The sequence below is a fragment of the Geodermatophilus nigrescens genome (assembly GCF_900129495.1).
In the GTDB taxonomy this organism is placed as follows: Bacteria; Actinomycetota; Actinomycetes; order Mycobacteriales; family Geodermatophilaceae; genus Geodermatophilus; species Geodermatophilus nigrescens.
This window is the reverse complement of record NZ_FQVX01000002.1, coordinates 651,146-667,983: the sequence shown is the minus strand read 5'-3', so window position 1 is coordinate 667,983 and position 16,838 is coordinate 651,146. Positions and strand designations below refer to the sequence as shown.

Genomic DNA, 16,838 nt, shown 5'->3' with positions numbered 1-16,838 from the left:
GGAACGGCAGCGGCCGGCGCCCCCGTGAGGGGACGCCGGCCGCCGCCGGTCGTGCGGTGGGACTAGCCCGTGTAGGGCGCGCCCAGCGGGTCGACCGTCGGGTAGCTGTCGACGGAGGCGGCGAGGCGGTCGGCCGCCCAGTCGCCGTCGCCGAGCACGTGGTCGATCGCGGTGAGCCGGCTGGTGTAGTGGCCGACGCTGTACTCCGCGGTGACGCCGATGCCGCCGTGCAGCTGGATGGCCTCCTTGCCCACGTGCCGGCCCGCGCGGCTGGTCTGCAGCCGCGCCCGGTCGCCGGCCGCGACGACGTCGCCGCCCGCGTCGGCCACCATGCTCGCCCACAGCGCGGTGCTGCGGGCCAGCTCCACGGACACGTACATGTCCGCGGCGCGGAAGGTGAGCGCCTGGAACCGGTTGAGGGTGACGCCGAACTGCTTGCGGGTCTTCAGGTACTCCGCGGTGATGCGCAGCGCGGACTCCATCGCGCCGACCGACTCGTTGGCGTGGGCGATGCGGGCCAGGGCCTGCACCCGCTCGACGTCGGCGCTGCGGTCCGCGGTGCCCTCGCCGAGCAGCTCGGCCGGGGTGCCGTCGAGGGTCACGTTGGCCGCGCGGCCGCCGTCGTGGGTGCGGTAGCCGGTGCGGGTCAGGCCCGCGGCGTCGCCCTGGACGAGGAACAGCGCGGTGCCGCCGTCGACCGCCGCCGACACGACCAGCACGTCGGCGCGGGCGCCGTTGGCGACCGGCTCCTTGACGCCGGTCAGCCGCCAGCCGTCGCCGTCCTGCGTGGCGGTGACCGCCGACGCCGAGGGGCTCCAGCGGGTGGCCGGCTCGGCGTGCGCGAAGGCGAGCACGCTGCCGCCCTCCGACAGCGGCCCGAGGACCGCCGTCCGCTGCGCGGCGGTGCCGACGGCGGCCACCAGGCCGCCGGCGAGGACCACGGCCTCGACGAAGGGCTCGGGCGCCAGCACCCGGCCCATCTCCTCGGCCACGATGCCGACCTCGATCGGGCCGGCGCCCATGCCGCCGTCCTCCTCGGCGAAGGGCAGGCCCAGCACGCCCATCTCGGCCAGCTGCGCCCACGTCTTCTCGTCGAAGCCGGGGTCGCTCCCGACGACCGAGCGGCGCCGCTCGGTGTCGGGGTAGGCGCGCTGCAGCAGGCCGCGCACGGCCTCCCGCAGGTCGTTCTGCTCGCTGTCGTAGGTGAAGTCCACGTCTACCTCACAGCCCCAGGATCGTGCCGGCGATGATGGTCCGCTGGACCTCGTTGCTGCCTCCGTAGATGGAGACCTTGCGGTAGTTCAGGTACTCGGGCGTCGCCACCCGGGCCCAGTCGGGGACCGCGGAGCCGCCGTCGGCGAAGGAGGCCAGCGAGAGCGGGCCGGCGATGTCGACGATCAGCTCGGTGGCCGCCTGCTGCAGCTCCGAGCCGCGCAGCTTGAGCACCGACGACGCCGGGTGCGGCTTGCCGTCGGCGGAGTTCGCGACGACGCGGAGCGCGGTGAGCTCCAGCGCCAGCAGCTCGTTCTCCAGCTCGGCGATCCGCGCGAGGGTGCGGGGGTCCTCCGACAGCGGGCGGCCGCCGGCGGTGATCTCGCGGGCGAACTCCTTGGCCTGCGCGATCAGCTTCTTGGTGGCGCCGACGCGGGCGATGCCGACGCGCTCGTTGCCGAGCAGGAACTTGGCGTAGTCCCAGCCGCGGTTCTCCTCGCCGACGAGGTTCTCGGCGGGGACGCGGACGTCCTCGAAGAAGACCTCGTTGACCTCGTGGCCGCCGTCGATGAGCTGGATGGGCCGCAGCGTGACGCCGGGGGTGTCCATCGGGAAGACCAGCATCGAGATGCCGCGCTGCTTCTTCTCCGCCGTCGGGTCGGTGCGCACCAGGCAGAAGATCCAGTCGGCGTGCTGGCCGAGGGTGGTCCAGGTCTTCTGGCCGTTGACCACCCAGTCGTCGCCGTCGCGGACTGCGGTGGTGCGCAGCGACGCGAGGTCGGAGCCGGCGTCGGGCTCGGAGAAGCCCTGGCACCACCAGATGTCGAGGTTCGCGGTCTTGGCCAGGAACCGCTCCTTCTGCTCCTGGTTGCCGAAGGCGGCGATGACCGGCCCGATCATGCTGGTGTTGAAGGCCAGCGGCTCGGGGACGCTGGCCAGCTGCATCTCCTCGCGCCAGATGTGGCGCTGCAGCGGCGTCCAGTCGCGGCCGCCCCACTCGACCGGCCAGTGCGGCACGGCCAGGCCGGCGGCGTTGAGGGCCCGCTGGGCCTCGATGTACTGCTCGCGGCTCACGTGCCGCCGCGCCGCGACCTGGTCGCGGATCTCCTTCGGCACCTGCGTGGTGAAGAAGGTGCGCATCTCATCCCGGAAGGCCTCCATCTCCGGGGAAAGCTGCAACCGCATGGGACCTCTCTCCTGACGGCGACGGCGCCGTCTCGACGTGTCCCCCGACGATCCCACACCTGTTACTCGGGAGTAGATCCGGAGTGACCGGGCGCGTCGGGCCGGGGGAGGGTGGGCGTGCCCGGGCCCCGGACGGCGGCTGCCGCCCGGGGCCCGGGGTGGTGCTCAGCGCGTCAGAACGTGTCCCAGAACGCGCAGTTCGCGTCCGCGGCGACGTCGACCGGCCCGATGCCCCCGGCGGAGGCGAGGTCGAGGCCCTGGACGTCGGACGGGTCGGAGTACCGGTGCCAGGCCGGCACGCCGCGGCCGTTGGGGTTGCCGGTGGCCGCGAAGTTCGTCCAGTACCGCACCATCGCCGTCGACAGCTCCTCCTGCTCGGCGGTCAGGCCGTCCCCGAACAGCCCGGGGAACAGGAAGGGCAGCTCGCCGGCGTGCTGGGCGCCCTCGTCGTAGAGCCCCGCCGGGAAGGAGAACGGCGGGCGCGAGAAGTCCAGCAGCGGGTCGGCCGTCTGGTCGCGGAACTGGTAGGCGTAGACCCGGTCGCGCCGGGGCCGCTGGTCGAGCGCCTCGTAGGCGTCGACGTGCTCGCAGGTGGACAGCGCGCTGCCGGTGTCGCTGGCGATCGCGGCGAGCACCCGCAGCGGCGAGCCGTACTCCGCCAGCGGGTAGCGCGCCGCGACCTCGCCCGCCCGGGCGCCGTACCGCTGGGCCAGCACGGTGTCGTAGTTGCGGGGGTCGAGCAGCACGGGCAGCTGCGCCGGCGGGACGCCGAGCGGGGTGAACAGCGTGTTCTCGTCCTGCAGGTTGCCGTGGATCACCGGCACGCGGTTCCAGGTGCCCGAGGTGATCGCGTCGGCCGGCTGCACCGGCAGCGACGACCCGCCGACGACGAACGAGCCGCCACCGGCCGGCCACGCGCGGAGCAGGTCGGGCACCGGCGCCCGCTGCAGGCACGCGACGACCGCGGCGCCTTCCCCGGTGCACCCGACGGCGGTGGCCACGCCCTCGCCGACGGTCTCCGCCTCGTCCAGGGAGGCGTAGCGGGTGGTGCAGCTGTAGCTCTGCGCGATGGCCTTGTCGAACAGCCCGGCGGCCGTGGGGGAGGCCAGCTGCGCGCAGACCGACGACGCCCCGGCCGACTCGCCGAAGATCGTCACGTTGCGGGGGTCGCCGCCGAAGGCCGCGACGTTGCGCTCCACCCACCGCAGCGCGGCCTGCTGGTCGAGCAGGCCGGCGCTGCCGGAGCCCGCGTCGCCGATCGCCGCGGACAGGTCGTCCTGGGCGAGGAAGCCGAACGGGCCGAGCCGGTAGTTGACGGTCACGACGACGGCGTCGCCCTCGAGCGCGAGTTTGCTGGCGTCGTAGCGGTCGCCGCTGCCGGTGCGCCAGGAGCCGCCGTGGATCCACACCATGACCGGCAGCCGGTCGCGGCGGGCGTCCAGCCCGGCGGGCGTCGTGACGTTCAGGTAGAGGCAGTCCTCCTCGGTGGAGGACGTCGGGTTGGTCAGGCTGGACACCTGCGGGCAGGCGCTGCCCGGCTGCGTGGCGTCGAGCGTCTCCTCCCACGGCTGCACTGGCTGCGGCGGGCGGAACCGGAGGTCGCCCACCGGCGGCGCGGCGAACGGGATGCCCTGGAAGAGGCGGTAGTCGCCGGGGCGGGAGCCGGCGACGGCGCCCTCGGCGGTCTCGACCACCAGCGGCGCGCGGTCGGGCGGGCCGCCGGGACCCGCTGTGCCGGGACCCGCCGCGGCGGGGGAGGCGGTGGCGAGGACGCCCGCGGTGAGCGCGGCGCCGGTGGCGGCGGCGAGCAGCGACCTGCGCGCCCGCCGGGGGAGGGAGAGGGGCAAGGTGACCTCCAGCGTTCCGGCCCGCCACGTCGGTGTGAGCTGGGCCACGGACGGGTGGGACACTAGACGCAGGTGTTCCACGACCGGCGGCCGCCCCCCGGGTGCCGGTACCGCCGGTAGCAGGATGTCCCGGTGCCCGGGGGGAACCGCCTGCTGCTGGCCGCGGTCCTCCTCACCGCGGTCAACCTGCGCGCCGCGATCGCCGCCGTCGGGCCGGTGCTCGACGACGTCCGCGCGGACACCGGTCTGTCCGCCGCGGCCGCCGGGCTGCTCACCACGCTGCCGGTGCTGTGCTTCGCCGTGCTCGCGCCGGTGTCGGCCGCGGCGGGACGGCGGCTGGGCGCGGGCCGGGCGGTGCTCGCGTCGCTGCTGCTGCTCGCGGCCGCCCAGGCGCTGCGGGTGCTCGACGGGCCGCCGGTGCTGCTCGCCGGCACCCTCGCGGTCGGCGCGGCGATGACGGTCGGCAACGTGCTGCTGCCGGCGGTGGTGAAGGCCGGGTTCGGCCGGCGCGCGGGCACGGTCACCGGCCTCTACACCGCGGCGCTGGTGGCCGGGGCCGCCGCGGGAGCTGCGTTCACCGCCCCGCTGGCCGCCGTCCTGGGCTGGCGCGGCGCGCTCGCCGCCGAGGGCGTGCTGGCCCTGGTCGCCGCGGTGGTGTGGGCGCGGGCCGCCCGGGGCGCCGACGCCACGGCCCCGGCCCGCACGGCGCCCGGTGGTGCGGCGCCCGGCGGCTCGGCGCCGGTGTGGCGCTCGCCGGTGGCCTGGGCGGTGACCGCGGTGCAGGCGCTGCACTCGACGCTGTACTTCTCGCTGACCGCCTGGCTGCCCACGCTGCTCGCCGACCGCGCCGGCACCGACGCGGCCACCGGGTCGCTGGCCGCGTCGGTCTACCAGGTGCTCGGCATCGCGGGCAGCCTGCTGGTGCCGGCCGTGCTGGCCCGCGCGCGCGGGCAGTCGGGGCTGGCGCTGGGGGTCGCCGCGCTGTGGGTGGTGCCGGTGGCCGGGCTGCTCGCCGCGCCCGGCGCGTGGCCCGCGTGGGCGGCGGTCGGCGGGCTCGCACAGGGCGCGGGCATCGCGCTGGCGGTGACCCTCGTGGTGCTGCGGTCGGCGGACGCGGGCGTGGCCGCCCGGCTGTCGGGGATGAGCCAGCTCGTGGGCTACGCCGTCGGCGGGCTCGGCCCCGTCGTCGTCGGGGCGCTGTCGGAGGCCACCGGCGGCTGGACCGTGCCGCTGGTGCTGCTGCTCGCCGTCGGCGCCGGGCTGGCGGCGGCCGGCGTGGCCGCCGCCCGCCCGGTGCGGATCGGCTGAGCCGGGGTCAGGGCAGCTGCACGACGTCGGCCACCACGCCGCCGTCGTCGGTGAGCCGCTCGGGGGCCGGGCTGTCGTAGACGACGAGCAGCCGGCCGCCGGCCGGGTCGCCCAGCAGGCCGATGCCCTCGGGGTGGTCGTCGCCGTCGCCGAAGGGGAGCGCCAGCTCGCGGGTGAGCTGGTCGCCGCGGACGACGGCCGGCTCCTCGCAGACCACCGCGCCGTGCCAGCGGTAGACGTACACCGGGCCGTCGAGGTCCATGGTCGGGCCGGCGAGCACCAGCAGGTCGTCGCCCTGCGGGCACAGGTCGCGGACGCCGAGCCCGGCCAGCCGCAGGACGTGCTTGCGGTAGCGGCGGCCGTCGGGGAACTTCCGGAGCCGCAGCCGGGCGGGGTCGCGCTCGTCGACCTCGGGCCGCAGCTCCAGCACCACGGCCCAGCCGCGCAGCACCGGCCCGCGCAGGCCGAGGTAGACCCGCTCGCCCGCCACCGCGATGCCCTCGACGTCGAGGCCGTTGTCCTTGCTCGGGATGCCGAGGAACGGGCCGAGGTGCTCGTCGTCGGCCAGCAGGTCGCGCAGGTCCTTGCCGCGGGCGCCGAAGACGGCGGCGCTGCGGGTGCCGTCGTCCTTCACCAGGGTGGGCAGCCCGTCGACGTCGACCACCGGGATGCGGGCGATGATCTGCCGCCGCGGCTGCCCGGTGATGGTGGCCAGCCGGCGCAGCGCCTTGGCGCCGTCGTGCTCGTCGCGGATCCGGCGCCGGCGCAGGCTGTGCGAGCCGACCGCCCACACCGCGCCGTCGTGGCGGGCGATGCCCTCGATGTCGGCCTCCTCCTCGACGTCGGGACCGGTGCCGCCGGGCAGGGGCACGAGGTCGGCGAGGGAGAAGGTCGTCTGGTCGCCGTAGGCGGCCGGGTCGGCGGGGTCGTCGGCGACCAGCCGCTCGATGGTGGCGGTCTCGTCGCCGGCCACCCAGAGGACCGGCCCGTCGCTGCGGACGGCCGAGAGGTTGGTGTGCGTGCGGCTCTCGCGCGAGGCCGAGCCGAACCGGAGGGTCACCGTGCGGGTCGTCGTCACGGGCGGGCACTGTGGCACGGTCCGGCGCTGTCCGGGGGCCTCGCCGTCGTCGTACCGTGCGGCATGGATCTCGTCTGTCCCAAGTGCCAGGGCGCGATGCGCACCTACGAGCGCAACGGCGTGCACGTCGACCAGTGCACCGAGTGCCGCGGCATCTTCCTCGACCGCGGTGAGCTCGAGCGCCTCATCGACGCGGAGAACACCTGGCACGGCGCCGCGGCCGGCGGCCAGCACGCCCAGCCCGCGCAGCAGCACGGCCAGCAGCAGTACGGGGCAGCCCAGCACCAGCTGCACGGGCAGCAGCCGTACGGGCAGCCCGCCCATCAGCAGCAGTACGGGCAGCAGCCCGGCGCGCAGTACCCGGCCGCGGCGGGCGGCGCGGGGCTCGGCGCGGTGGTGAACGAGGTGCTCGGCGCGGTGCGCGGCTCGCAGGGGCACTCGTCGTCGCACGGCTCGCACGGGAAGAAGCGCAAGGAGTCGTTCCTGTCCGACCTGTTCGGCTGACGCGCGGTCGTGCTCTGCCCACCGCGGTGTGCAGAGCACGACCCGCCGAGGGACGGCTACCGTGCCGTCCGTGGCGGCGCGGGAACTGGTCGTGCTCGGCACCGCGAGCCAGGCGCCCACCCGCACCCGCAACCACAACGGCTACCTGCTGCGCTGGGACGGCCGCGGCTTCCTCTTCGACCCCGGCGAGGGCACCCAGCGGCAGATGCTGCTGGCCGGCGTCCCGAGCAGTGCCGTCCACCGGATCCTCGTCAGCCACTTCCACGGCGACCACTGCCTCGGCCTGCCCGGCGTCGTCCAGCGGATGTCGCTCGACGGCGTCGCCCACCCGGTCACCGCGCACTACCCCGCGTCCGGTCAGCAGTGGTTCGACAGGCTCCGCCACGCGTCGGTGTTCGCCGACCGCGCCGAGATCCGCGAGGAACCGGTGCACGACGACGGCGTCCTGGCGGAGGACCCCGCCGGGACGCTCGAGGCGCGCCGGCTGGAGCACCCGGTGCCCTCGGTCGGCTACCGGCTCGTCGAGCCCGACGGCCGGCGGATGGTGCCCGACCGGCTCGCCGCGGCCGGGGTGGCCGGCCCCGACGTCGGCCGGCTGCAGCGCGAGGGCGCGCTGCGGGTCGGCGGGAGGACGGTGCGCCTCGAGGACGTCAGCGAGCCGCGGCGCGGGCAGGTGTTCGCCTTCGTCATGGACACCCGGATGTGCCTCAACGTCGCGGCGCTGGCCGAGGGCGCCGACCTGCTCGTGATCGAGTCGACCTTCCTGGCCGAGGACGAGGCGCTCGCCCGGCAGTACGGCCACCTCACCGCCCGGCAGGCGGCGCGGGTGGCGGCCGACGCGGGCGTCCGGCGGCTGGTGCTCAGCCACTTCTCCCAGCGCTACCCCGACCCGCGCGCGTTCGAGGAGGAGGCGCGGGCCGAGTTCGACGGCGACCTCGTCGTCGCCGAGGACCTCCAACGGGTGGCGGTGCCCGCCCGGGCCCCGGTGGGTGAGAGCGCCGCCGACGGGTAGCCCCCCGCGCACCGCACCCGAGGAGGACCGCCGATGCCCCGGCTCGACGCCACGACGCTGCCCCACCTGAGCCCCTCGGTGTGGACGCCGCGCTACGACCGGTCGGAGGTCGGCGTCGGGATCGTGCACCTCGGCGTCGGCGGCTTCCACCGCTCGCACCAGGCGGTGTACGTCGACCGGCTGCTCGAGTCCGGGCAGGTGGACTGGGGCATCTGCGGCGTCGGCGTGCTGCCGTCGGACCGGCGGATGGCCGAGGTGATGGCGGCGCAGGACCGGCTCTACACGCTGGTGGTCAAGCACCCCGACGGCTACCTCGACGCGCGGGTGGTCGGCTCCATCGCCGAGTACCTGCTCGCCCCCGACGACCCGGACGCCGTGGTGGAGCGGATGGCGGCGCCCGGCACCCGGATCGTGTCGCTGACGGTCACCGAGGGCGGCTACAACACCTCGCACGAGACCGGCCGCTTCGACACCGGGGCGCCCGCCGTCGTCGCCGACCTGCGGCCCGGATCCCCGCCGCGGACGACGTTCGGCCTGGTCACCGAGGCGCTGGTGCGCCGGCGCGAGCGCGGGCTGCCGCCGTTCGCCGTCGTCTCCTGCGACAACATCCCCGGCAACGGGCACCTCGCCCGGGAGGCGTTCGCCGCCTTCGCCGGGCTGCGCGACCCGGCGCTGGGGGAGTGGGTGGCCGGGGAGGTGGCCTTCCCGAACTCGATGGTCGACCGGATCACCCCGGTCACCACCGACGCCGACCGCGAGCAGGTGGCCGCCGCGATCGGGGTCGAGGACGCCTGGCCGGTGGTGTGCGAGCCGTGGACGCAGTGGGTGCTGGAGGAGTTCGCGGGCGGGCGGCCACCGCTGGAGGACGTCGGCGTGCAGGTGGTCGCCGACGTCGCCCCGTACGAGCTCATGAAGCTGCGCCTGCTCAACGCCGGCCACCAGGTGCTGGCCCACCTCGGGCGGTTGGCCGGCCACGGGTACGTGCACCAGGCCAGCCAGGACCCGCTGTTCCGCGAGTTCCTGGCCGGCTACCTCGACGAGGAGGCCACCCCGACGCTGCCGCGGGTGCCGGGCATCGACCTGCGCCGCTACAAGGCCGACCTGGTGGGCCGCTTCGCCAACCCCGCCGTCGCCGACACCCTGGCGCGGATCTGCGAGAACGCCTCCGACCGCATCCCGCAGTTCCTGCTCCCGGTGATCCGCGCGGACCTGGAGGCCGGCCGCGACGTCCGCCGGTCGGTGGCGGTGCTGGCCGGGTGGGCGCGCACCGCGGAGGGCGCCGACGACGCCGGCCGGCCCCTCGAGCTGTCCGACCCGCGGGGCGAGGCGCTGGCCCGCCGGGCGCGGGACGCCGACCCGCTGGAGTTCCTCCGCGAGCGCGACGTCTTCGGCGACCTCGCCGACGACCCGCGGGTGGCGGAGCCCTTCGTCGCGACCCGGGTCGCGCTGCGCGAGCGGGGCGCCCGCGCGACCGTCGAGGACCTCGTCCGCGGGCGGCGGCGGCGCCGGGCCGGGTAGAACGGGAGGGTGTTCGACGGCACGGGGTTCGCCCCCGACTGGTTCGCCCTCCTCGGCCGCGAGGTGCTGCGGGAACGCCGCGCCGCGCTCATCGCCGAGGCGTGCGCGTGGACCGTCGGCCTGTCCGACCGGCCGCACCACACCCGGCTGCGCGGCCGGCTGGTGGCCACCGGCTCCACGATCGGCGACCGCGCCGCCACCGGGCAGGCGCTGTCCGGGGAGGAGGACGGCCGCATCGAGCTCGGCGACGCCCGGCCCGGCAGCTTCCAGGACGCGCTCAACGCCGTCGACGCCGACGGCACCGTGTTCGCCGACCGCTTCGACCGCGAGGTGATCGAGCCGTTCGTGCTCGACACGTGCGTGGCCGCCGCCGACCGGGCCCGCCGCACCCGGCCCGCGCAGTGGGCCGACCTGCTCGACGACCTCGGTGAGGACCCCGCCGACGCCGATCCGGCCGACGTCGTCCGCGCCGGGGAGTGGGAGCAGCCGCTGCGCACCGAGGCGGAGCACCTGGTGCTCGCCGCCCTGGGCCGCACCCCGCTGCTGGAGGTGGAGGCCGAGGGGCTGCCGCTGTCGCTGGTGCGCGCCGCCGAGGCCACCGCCCGCGCCGCCGTTCGCGCTGCGGCCCCGGAGCCGGAGGAGGACCTCTCCGCCGCGCTGTTCCTCGCGCTGGCCGCCGTCCGGGAGTCCGGGCTGCCCTCACCGGTGCCGCCGGGCGAGGCCCCCCGCCTGACCGGGGTCCTGCTCGAGCAGGGCCTGGAGCCCGCCGAGGTGACCGGCGTGCTGCCGCACCTGCCGCTCGCGCCCGGCACCGCCGACCGGGTGCGCGACCTCCTCTAGTACGGCAGGCCGGTGTAGTTCTCGGCCAGCTCGCGCGCCGCGGCCTCCGACGAGCACACCCGGCGCAGCTGCGAGAGCTGCAGCTCGGCGTCGAACGGGTCGCCCGTGGTGTGCAGCATCGACGTCATCCACCAGGAGAAGTGGGTGGCCCGCCAGACCCGCCGCAGCGCGGTGTCGGAGTAGGCGTCGGCGAGGTCGGTCTCCTTCTCCTGCAGCAGGCGCACCAGCGCGCGGGAGAGCAGGACGACGTCGGCGACGGCGAGGTTGAGGCCCTTGGCGCCGGTGGGCGGCACGATGTGCGCGGCGTCCCCGGCGAGGAACAGCCGGCCGCGGCGCATCGGCGCGCTGACGAAGGAGCGCATCGGCAGGATCGACTTCTCCAGCACCGGCCCGGTGCTGATCTCCCACCCGTCGAGCGCGAAGCGGGTGGCCAGGCCCTCCCAGATCCGGTCGTCGGACCAGTCCTCGATCTTCTCCGACGGGTCGACCTGCAGGTACAGCCGCGACACCGACGGCGAGCGCATCGAGTAGAGGGCGAAGCCCTCGGGGTGCCAGGCGTAGATGAGCTCGTCGGTGGCGGGGGCGGCCTCGGCGAGGATGCCCAGCCACGCGTAGGGGTAAGTGCGCTCCCACAGCTGCTGCCGCGTGCCCTCGGCGACGACGGCGCGCGAGGGGCCGTGGAACCCGTCGGTGCCGGCCACGACGTCGCACTCGAGCACCTGCGGGATGCCGTCGGCGTCGGTGAACCGGATGCGCGGGCTGTCGGTGTCGACGTCCTCGATCGCGAGGTCGGAGACCTCGAAGTGCAGCGGCGGGCCGCCGGCGAGCTGGGTGGCGACGAGGTCCTTGACCACCTCGGTCTGGCCGTAGACCCACACGCGGCGGCCGCACAGGTCGGGGAAGTCGAGGGTGTGGCGCACCCCGGGGTACTGCAGGTGGATGCCGCGGTGCTCGAGGCCCTCGCGGTGCAGCCGGTCGCCCATGCCCGCCTCGGTGAGCACGTCGACGGTGTTCTGCTCGAGGATGCCGGCGCGGATCCGCGCCTCGACGTACTCGCGGGAGCGGTTCTCCAGCACGACGGAGTCGATGCCCTGCAGGGCGAGCAGCCGCGACAGCAGCAGGCCGGCCGGGCCGGCGCCGATGATCCCCACCTGGGTGCGCATGGCCCGAGTGTGACCCGGGCTACGCGCCGGTGGACACCTCGTCCTCCCGCTCAGCGGAAGACGGGTGTGGTGGCCAGCGCCCGGCCGATGCCGCGCGCGGCGACCTCGAGGACGGGCACCAGCCGGGGGAGGTCGCGCCGGTGGCTGGGGACGACGATGCCCAGCGCCGCCGCGACGACGGTGCTGCTCCCGCGCTCCACGCGCACCGGCACCGCGACCGACAGCGTGCCCAGCGACATCTCCTCCGCGGTGCGCGCCCACCCGCGCCGGCGCACCTCGGTGAGCTCCCGGCGCAGCCGGCCGGGGTCGACGACGGTGTGCCGGGTGGCCCGCGACGGCGCCGCCAGCACCTCGGCGACGACCTCGTCGGGCGCGGAGGCGAGCAGCACCTTGCCGACGCCGGTGGCGTGCAGCGGCAGCCGGCTGCCCACCTGGCTGACCACCGGCGCCGACTCCCGGCCGGAGATCCGCTCGACGTAGAGGGCGCACAGCCCGTCGCGGACGGCGAGGTGCACGGTGTCGCGGGTGGCGGTGTGCACGTCGAGCAGGAACGGCGAGGCGACCTGGCGGAGCTCGAGCTGCACCGGCGCGAGCAGGCCGAGGTCCCAGAGCTTGCGGCCGATCTCGTAGCGTCCGTCGGCACGCCGGGCGAGCGCGCCCCACCCGGTGAGCTCGGCGAGCAGCCGGTGCGCCGTCGTCAGCGGGGTGCCCGACCGCTCGGCGATCTCGCTCAGCGACAGCCGGGGAGCCGAGGCGTCGAACGCGTCGAGGATCGCCAGCGCCCGCGAGGTCACCGACCGCCCCGGGGCGGCGCTGCCACCGGCCATCGCCGTCCTTCCTCCCAGTGGAAAGCCCGGCTTGGGAGGGTACGCGGCCGGCCGTACGTTGCCCGGTATGACCGGGACCACGTCCGAGGGCGGGCTGCTGCTGCCGCGCTACCTGCCCGAGCCCGACGCCACGCGGACCCCCGTGGGCTTCCCCGAGTACCGGAGCACCGGGCTGCGCGCGCCGCTCCGCACGCCGGTGGACCTGCCGCACCGGCTCACCGAGGTCACCGGTCCGGTGCTCGGCGAGGACCGCGTGCTGCCCACAGACGCCGACCTGACGTGGCGCAACGGCGGCGAGGCCGTCGGCCAGCGGGTCCTCGTGCACGGGCGGGTGCTCGACAGCGGCGGCCGCCCGGTCCCGGGCGCGCTGGTGGAGGTGTGGCAGGCCAACGCGGCGGGCCGCTACCGGCACGTCGTCGACAACTGGCCGGCCCCGCTGGACCCGCACTTCGACGGTCTCGGCCGCGTGGTCACCGACAGCCTGGGCCGCTACGAGTTCCTGACGATCAAGCCCGGCGCCTACCCGTGGGGCAACCACCACAACGCCTGGCGGCCGGCGCACATCCACTTCAGCCTGTTCGGCCGGGCGTTCACCCAGCGCCTGGTCACCCAGATGTACTTCCCGGACGACCCGCTGTTCGGCCAGGACCCCATCTTCAACGCCATCCCGGCGGCGGCCCGGCACCGGGCGATCAGCCGGTTCTCCCTCGAGCGCACCCAGGACAACTGGGCGCTCGCGTTCGAGTGGGACGTCGTGCTGCGCGGCGCGGACCAGACCCCCTTCGAGACCGACGACGACGGAGACGTGGCGTGACCGCGAGCGTGCCGGACCCCCTCGACGTCCCGCCGAACCCCTCGGAGCCCTTCCAGCCCCGCTCCGGCCAGCGGGGCAGCGGCTTCCTCACCGGGCCGCTCCGGCTGGGGACCACCCCCAGCGCCACCGTCGGCCCCTACCTGGCCATCGGCCTGACCTGGCCCGACGGCGTGTGGGCCGCGGCCGAGGGCACCGAGGGCGGCGTCTGGATCCGCGGCCGGGTGCTCGACGGCAACGGCGACGTGGTGCCCGACGCGATGGTCGAGACGTGGCAGGCCGACCCCGACGGCCGCTTCCCGTCGCCGGAGGACCCGCGCGGTGCGTCCACGTACCCGGGGTTCCGCGGGTACGCGCGCGCCTCGACGATCACGGGTGAGTTCGCCGTCTTCACGCTCAAGCCCGGGCGGGTGCCCGACGGCGAGGGCGGGCTGCAGGCGCCGCACGTCGACGTCTCGGTCTTCGCCCGCGGCCTGCTCGACCGCGTCGTCACCCGGGTCTACTTCGCCGACGAGGCCGACGCCAACGCCGAGGACGTCGTCCTGCGCGGGCTGACCGAGGAGCAGCGGGACACCCTGCTGGCCACGCCCACCGACGACGGCTACCGCCTCGACGTCCGCCTGCAGGGCGAGCGCGAGACGGTCTTCTTCGCCGTCTGAGCGCGCCCGGCCCGCCGCCGGTAGGAAGAGAGCCGTGACAGGTCTGTTCGCCGGCACGTTCGCGCGCGGCGGTGCGGCGTCGGCCGTCTCCGACGACGCCTGGTTCCGCGCGCTGCTGGCGGTCGAGGCGGCGCTGGCGCGGGCCGCGGCGTCGGCGGGCCTGGTGCCCGGGACCGCCGCCGACGCCGTGACGGCGGCCTGCGCCGACCCCTCGCGACTCGACCTGGCCCGCGTGGTCGCCCGCGCCGCCGACGCCGGCAACCCGGTGCCGCCGCTGGTGCGCGCGCTGCAGGACGCGGTGGGGGAGCGCGACGCCGTCGCCGTGCACGTCGGGGCCACCAGCCAGGACGTGCTCGACACCGCGCTGCTGCTGCTCGCCCGCTCGGCGGTGGCCGCGCTCGACGCCGACCTCGCCGCCGCGGCGGAGCTGTGCGCCGGGCTGGCGCGGGCGCACCGGGACGACGTCGTCATGGGCCGCACGCTGATGCAGCAGGCGCTGCCCACCACGTTCGGGCTCAAGGCGGCCACCTGGCTGGCCGGCCTCGACGGCGCGCGGCTGCGGCTGGCGGAGGTGGTGGCCGGGCTGCCGGTGCAGTACGGCGGGGCGGTGGGCACGCTGGCGGCGTCGTCGGGCGCGGGCGTCGTCGTCCGGGAGGCGCTGGCCGCCGAGCTGGGGCTGGTGGCCACCGCTGTCCCGTGGTTCACCGTGCGGCTGCCGGTGGCCGACCTCGCCGGGGCGCTCGGCGCCGCGGCCGGGGTGGTGTCCACGGTGGCGCTCGACGTCGTGCTGCTCGCGCAGTCGGAGGTGGCCGAGGCCGCCGAGGTGGGCGAGGGGCGCGGCGGCTCGTCGGCGATGCCGCACAAGCAGAACCCGGTGGCGGCGGTCTCGGCGCGGGCGTGCGCGCGGCGGGCGCCCGGCCTGGTGGCCACGCTGCTCGGCGCGATGGAGCAGGAGCACGAGCGGGCCGCGGGCGCCTGGCACAGCGAGTGGCCCACGGTGACCGACCTGCTGGTCACGGTCGGCTCGGCGGCGGCGTGGCTGGCCGAGAGCCTGCGCGGGTTGCGGCCCGACCCCGCCCGGATGGCCGCCACGGTGGCCGCCGCGGCGGAGGGGTCGCTGGCCGGCGCGCTGGCCGAGGCGCTGACGCCCTCGCTCGGCCGCGGGGCCGCCCACGACGCCGCCGCCGACGCCGCGCGCACGGCGCGGGAGACCGGCCGGACGCTGGCCGAGGTGGTGGCCGGGCGCTCCGACGTCGACGTCGCCGCCGTGCTGGCCGCCGCCGCGCCGGACGTGGGGGAGGCCGGCGCGCAGGTGGACGCGGCGCTGGCCGAGCACGACCGACTGACCGAGGGGGAGCGCGGATGACCGCCGTCGAGGTGTCCTACACGGAGGACGGGCCGGCCGACGCGCCGGTCGTCGTCCTGTCCAACTCGCTGGGCGCCACCCGCGGGATGTGGGACCCGCAGGTGCCGGCGCTGGCCGAGCGCTACCGCGTGGTCAGCTACGACACCCGCGGGCACGGGGAGTCGCCGGCGCCCGCGGGCCCGTACACGGTGGACGACCTGGTCGACGACCTCGTCGCGCTGCTCGACCGGGTCGGCGCGCGCCGGGCGCACGTGGTCGGGCTGTCCCTGGGTGGGATGACGGCGATGCGGCTGGCCGCGCGCGAGCCCGCGCGGGTGGACCGGCTGGTGCTGGTGGCGACGTCGGCCAGGCCGGACCCACAGGGCTTCCTGGACCGCGCGGTGCAGGCGCGCTCGGGCGGGACGGCGCCGCTCGCGCCGGCGATCGTGGGCCGCTGGCTGACCCCCGCATACGCCGCGGAGCACCCCGACCTGGTCGCGCGGCTGGAGGCGATGATCGCCGGCGCCGACGACGAGGGGTACGCGAACTGTTGCGAGGCGGTCGGCCACTTCGACGCCCGTGAGGACCTCGCCCGGATCACCGCGCCGACGCTGGTGGTGTCCGGCGCGGAGGACCCGGCGCTGCCGCCGCCGCACCAGCAGGCGATCGTCGAGGGGATCGCCGGCGCGACGCTGCTGACGGTCAGCCCGGGGGCGCACCTGCCCAACCTGGAGCAGCCGCTGGAGGTCACCGGTGCGCTGCTGGCGCACCTGGACGCCGCAGGGGGCCACGCGTGAGCGACGCGGCACCGGAGCCAGACGGTCTCTCGACCGACGACACCCGCCGCGAGGCGGGGATGCGCACCCGGCGGGAGGTGCTCGGCGACGCGTGGGTGGACCGCGCGGTGGCGAACACGACGCCCTTCACCGCCGGCTTCCAGGACTTCATCACCCGGGTGGCGTGGGGCGACGTCTGGCAGCGGCCGGGCCTGGAGCGCCGCGAGCGCAGCATCGCCACGCTGTCGATCTGCATCGCGCTGCGGCACTGGGACGAGTTCGCGCTGCACGTCCGGGCGGCGGTGCACAACGGGCTGAGCGAGGACGAGATCGCCGAGGTGGTGCAGCACGCGGCGGTCTACGCCGGGGTGCCGGCCGCCAACCACGCGTTCAAGGTGGCGGCGGGCGTGCTCGCGGAGATGCGCGAGGGCTGACCCCGGGTCACGCCCGCGGGACGGTCTCCCGCGGGCTGGGCACGAGCGCCACGCACAGCGCCGTGACGACGCCGACCAGCACGGTGGCGGTCATGTCGTCGTCGAGCCAGTGCAGCAGGAACGCGGCGCCGACGCCGACGAGCACCGCCAGCACCGCCCGCCGCTGGACACCGTCGCGGTAGCTCTCGCCGGGTCTCATGACGGGCGACGCTAGGCGGCGGTCGCGCGGCTCCCGGCTCGTGAGAGGAGTCGTCCCCCACGTGTCCGGGCCCGGAAGCGCGTCGTCACGATCCGGTGTCGGGCCCGTACTCGCCCGGCG

Annotated in this window: 17 protein-coding genes; 10 read left to right on the top strand and 7 right to left on the bottom strand. The window is 76.2% G+C overall.

Annotated elements, in window-relative coordinates:
- Positions 1 to 62: 62 nt before the first annotated feature.
- The 3 genes from BUE37_RS10765 to BUE37_RS10755 form a co-directional block, all read right to left on the bottom strand.
- Positions 63 to 1,214, bottom strand: coding sequence for an acyl-CoA dehydrogenase family protein (locus BUE37_RS10765; protein ID WP_073420168.1), 1,152 nt, complete (start codon positions 1,212 to 1,214; stop codon positions 63 to 65).
- Between the two features lie 7 nt (positions 1,215 to 1,221).
- Positions 1,222 to 2,397 (bottom strand): acyl-CoA dehydrogenase family protein, encoded by a 1,176-nt coding sequence (locus BUE37_RS10760; RefSeq protein WP_073420167.1) that lies wholly within the window; start codon positions 2,395 to 2,397, stop codon positions 1,222 to 1,224.
- 173 nt (positions 2,398 to 2,570) lie between these two features.
- The gene (locus BUE37_RS10755; protein ID WP_175562846.1) at positions 2,571 to 4,244 is read right to left on the bottom strand and encodes a carboxylesterase/lipase family protein; all 1,674 of its coding nucleotides are present in this window, start codon (positions 4,242 to 4,244) and stop codon (positions 2,571 to 2,573) included.
- A 132-nt stretch (positions 4,245 to 4,376) separates the two neighbouring features.
- On the opposite strand from BUE37_RS10755, the gene BUE37_RS10750 reads away from it, so the two are divergent.
- A complete protein-coding gene (locus tag BUE37_RS10750) occupies positions 4,377 to 5,552 on the top strand; it encodes an MFS transporter (protein WP_073420166.1) in 1,176 nt (391 codons plus the stop codon).
- A 7-nt stretch (positions 5,553 to 5,559) separates the two neighbouring features.
- Here the strand turns inward: BUE37_RS10750 and BUE37_RS10745 are convergent, their stop codons facing one another.
- Positions 5,560 to 6,630, bottom strand: coding sequence for a DUF3616 domain-containing protein (locus BUE37_RS10745; protein WP_073420165.1), 1,071 nt, complete (start codon positions 6,628 to 6,630; stop codon positions 5,560 to 5,562).
- A 63-nt stretch (positions 6,631 to 6,693) separates the two neighbouring features.
- Here BUE37_RS10745 and BUE37_RS10740 point away from each other — a divergent pair, with 63 nt between their 5' ends.
- The 4 genes from BUE37_RS10740 to BUE37_RS10725 all read left to right on the top strand — a co-directional run bounded on the left by BUE37_RS10740 (position 6,694) and on the right by BUE37_RS10725 (position 10,504).
- Positions 6,694 to 7,134, top strand: a complete 441-nt coding sequence (locus BUE37_RS10740; protein ID WP_073420164.1) for a TFIIB-type zinc ribbon-containing protein — start codon at positions 6,694 to 6,696, stop codon at positions 7,132 to 7,134.
- Positions 7,135 to 7,204: 70 nt separating this feature from the next.
- Positions 7,205 to 8,146, top strand: coding sequence for a ribonuclease Z (locus BUE37_RS10735; protein ID WP_073420736.1), 942 nt, complete (start codon positions 7,205 to 7,207; stop codon positions 8,144 to 8,146).
- Positions 8,147 to 8,179: 33 nt separating this feature from the next.
- Positions 8,180 to 9,664, top strand: a complete 1,485-nt coding sequence (locus tag BUE37_RS10730; RefSeq protein ID WP_073420163.1) for a mannitol dehydrogenase family protein — start codon at positions 8,180 to 8,182, stop codon at positions 9,662 to 9,664.
- A 9-nt stretch (positions 9,665 to 9,673) separates the two neighbouring features.
- Positions 9,674 to 10,504 (top strand): hypothetical protein, encoded by an 831-nt coding sequence (locus BUE37_RS10725; RefSeq protein WP_073420162.1) that lies wholly within the window; start codon positions 9,674 to 9,676, stop codon positions 10,502 to 10,504.
- Here the strand turns inward: BUE37_RS10725 and BUE37_RS10720 are convergent.
- The gene (locus BUE37_RS10720) at positions 10,501 to 11,667 is read right to left on the bottom strand and encodes a 4-hydroxybenzoate 3-monooxygenase (protein WP_073420161.1); all 1,167 of its coding nucleotides are present in this window, start codon (positions 11,665 to 11,667) and stop codon (positions 10,501 to 10,503) included. The two genes, BUE37_RS10725 and BUE37_RS10720, sit on opposite strands and share 4 nt — an antisense overlap.
- 50 nt (positions 11,668 to 11,717) lie before the next feature.
- Positions 11,718 to 12,494 (bottom strand): IclR family transcriptional regulator, encoded by a 777-nt coding sequence (locus BUE37_RS10715; protein WP_073420160.1) that lies wholly within the window; start codon positions 12,492 to 12,494, stop codon positions 11,718 to 11,720.
- Between the two features lie 67 nt (positions 12,495 to 12,561).
- Between BUE37_RS10715 and pcaH the strand changes: the two genes are divergently transcribed.
- The 5 genes from pcaH to pcaC are packed head-to-tail and all read left to right on the top strand — an operon-like array spanning position 12,562 to position 16,519.
- Entirely contained in the window at positions 12,562 to 13,308 is a 747-nt protein-coding gene (pcaH, locus tag BUE37_RS10710; RefSeq protein ID WP_175562845.1) for a protocatechuate 3,4-dioxygenase subunit beta, read from the top strand.
- On the top strand, positions 13,305 to 13,964 hold the full coding sequence (pcaG, locus tag BUE37_RS10705; RefSeq protein ID WP_245794504.1) for a protocatechuate 3,4-dioxygenase subunit alpha: 660 nt from the start codon (positions 13,305 to 13,307) through the stop codon (positions 13,962 to 13,964). Before pcaH ends, pcaG begins: the two co-directional genes overlap by 4 nt.
- Before the next feature lie 34 nt (positions 13,965 to 13,998).
- Positions 13,999 to 15,330 carry a lyase family protein gene (locus BUE37_RS10700; protein ID WP_073420159.1) on the top strand — a complete coding sequence of 444 codons (1,332 nt, stop codon included), beginning with the start codon at positions 13,999 to 14,001 and terminating at the stop codon, positions 15,328 to 15,330.
- Complete coding sequence (gene pcaD / locus BUE37_RS10695; RefSeq protein ID WP_073420158.1) at positions 15,327 to 16,106, top strand: 3-oxoadipate enol-lactonase; 780 nt, start codon at positions 15,327 to 15,329, stop codon at positions 16,104 to 16,106. Before BUE37_RS10700 ends, pcaD begins: the two co-directional genes overlap by 4 nt.
- Positions 16,103 to 16,519 (top strand): 4-carboxymuconolactone decarboxylase, encoded by a 417-nt coding sequence (pcaC, locus tag BUE37_RS10690; RefSeq protein ID WP_073420157.1) that lies wholly within the window; start codon positions 16,103 to 16,105, stop codon positions 16,517 to 16,519. Before pcaD ends, pcaC begins: the two co-directional genes overlap by 4 nt.
- 7 nt (positions 16,520 to 16,526) lie before the next feature.
- On the opposite strand, the gene BUE37_RS10685 is transcribed toward pcaC, so the two are convergent.
- Positions 16,527 to 16,718, bottom strand: coding sequence for a hypothetical protein (locus BUE37_RS10685; RefSeq protein WP_073420156.1), 192 nt, complete (start codon positions 16,716 to 16,718; stop codon positions 16,527 to 16,529).
- Between the last annotated feature and the right edge of the window lie 120 nt (positions 16,719 to 16,838).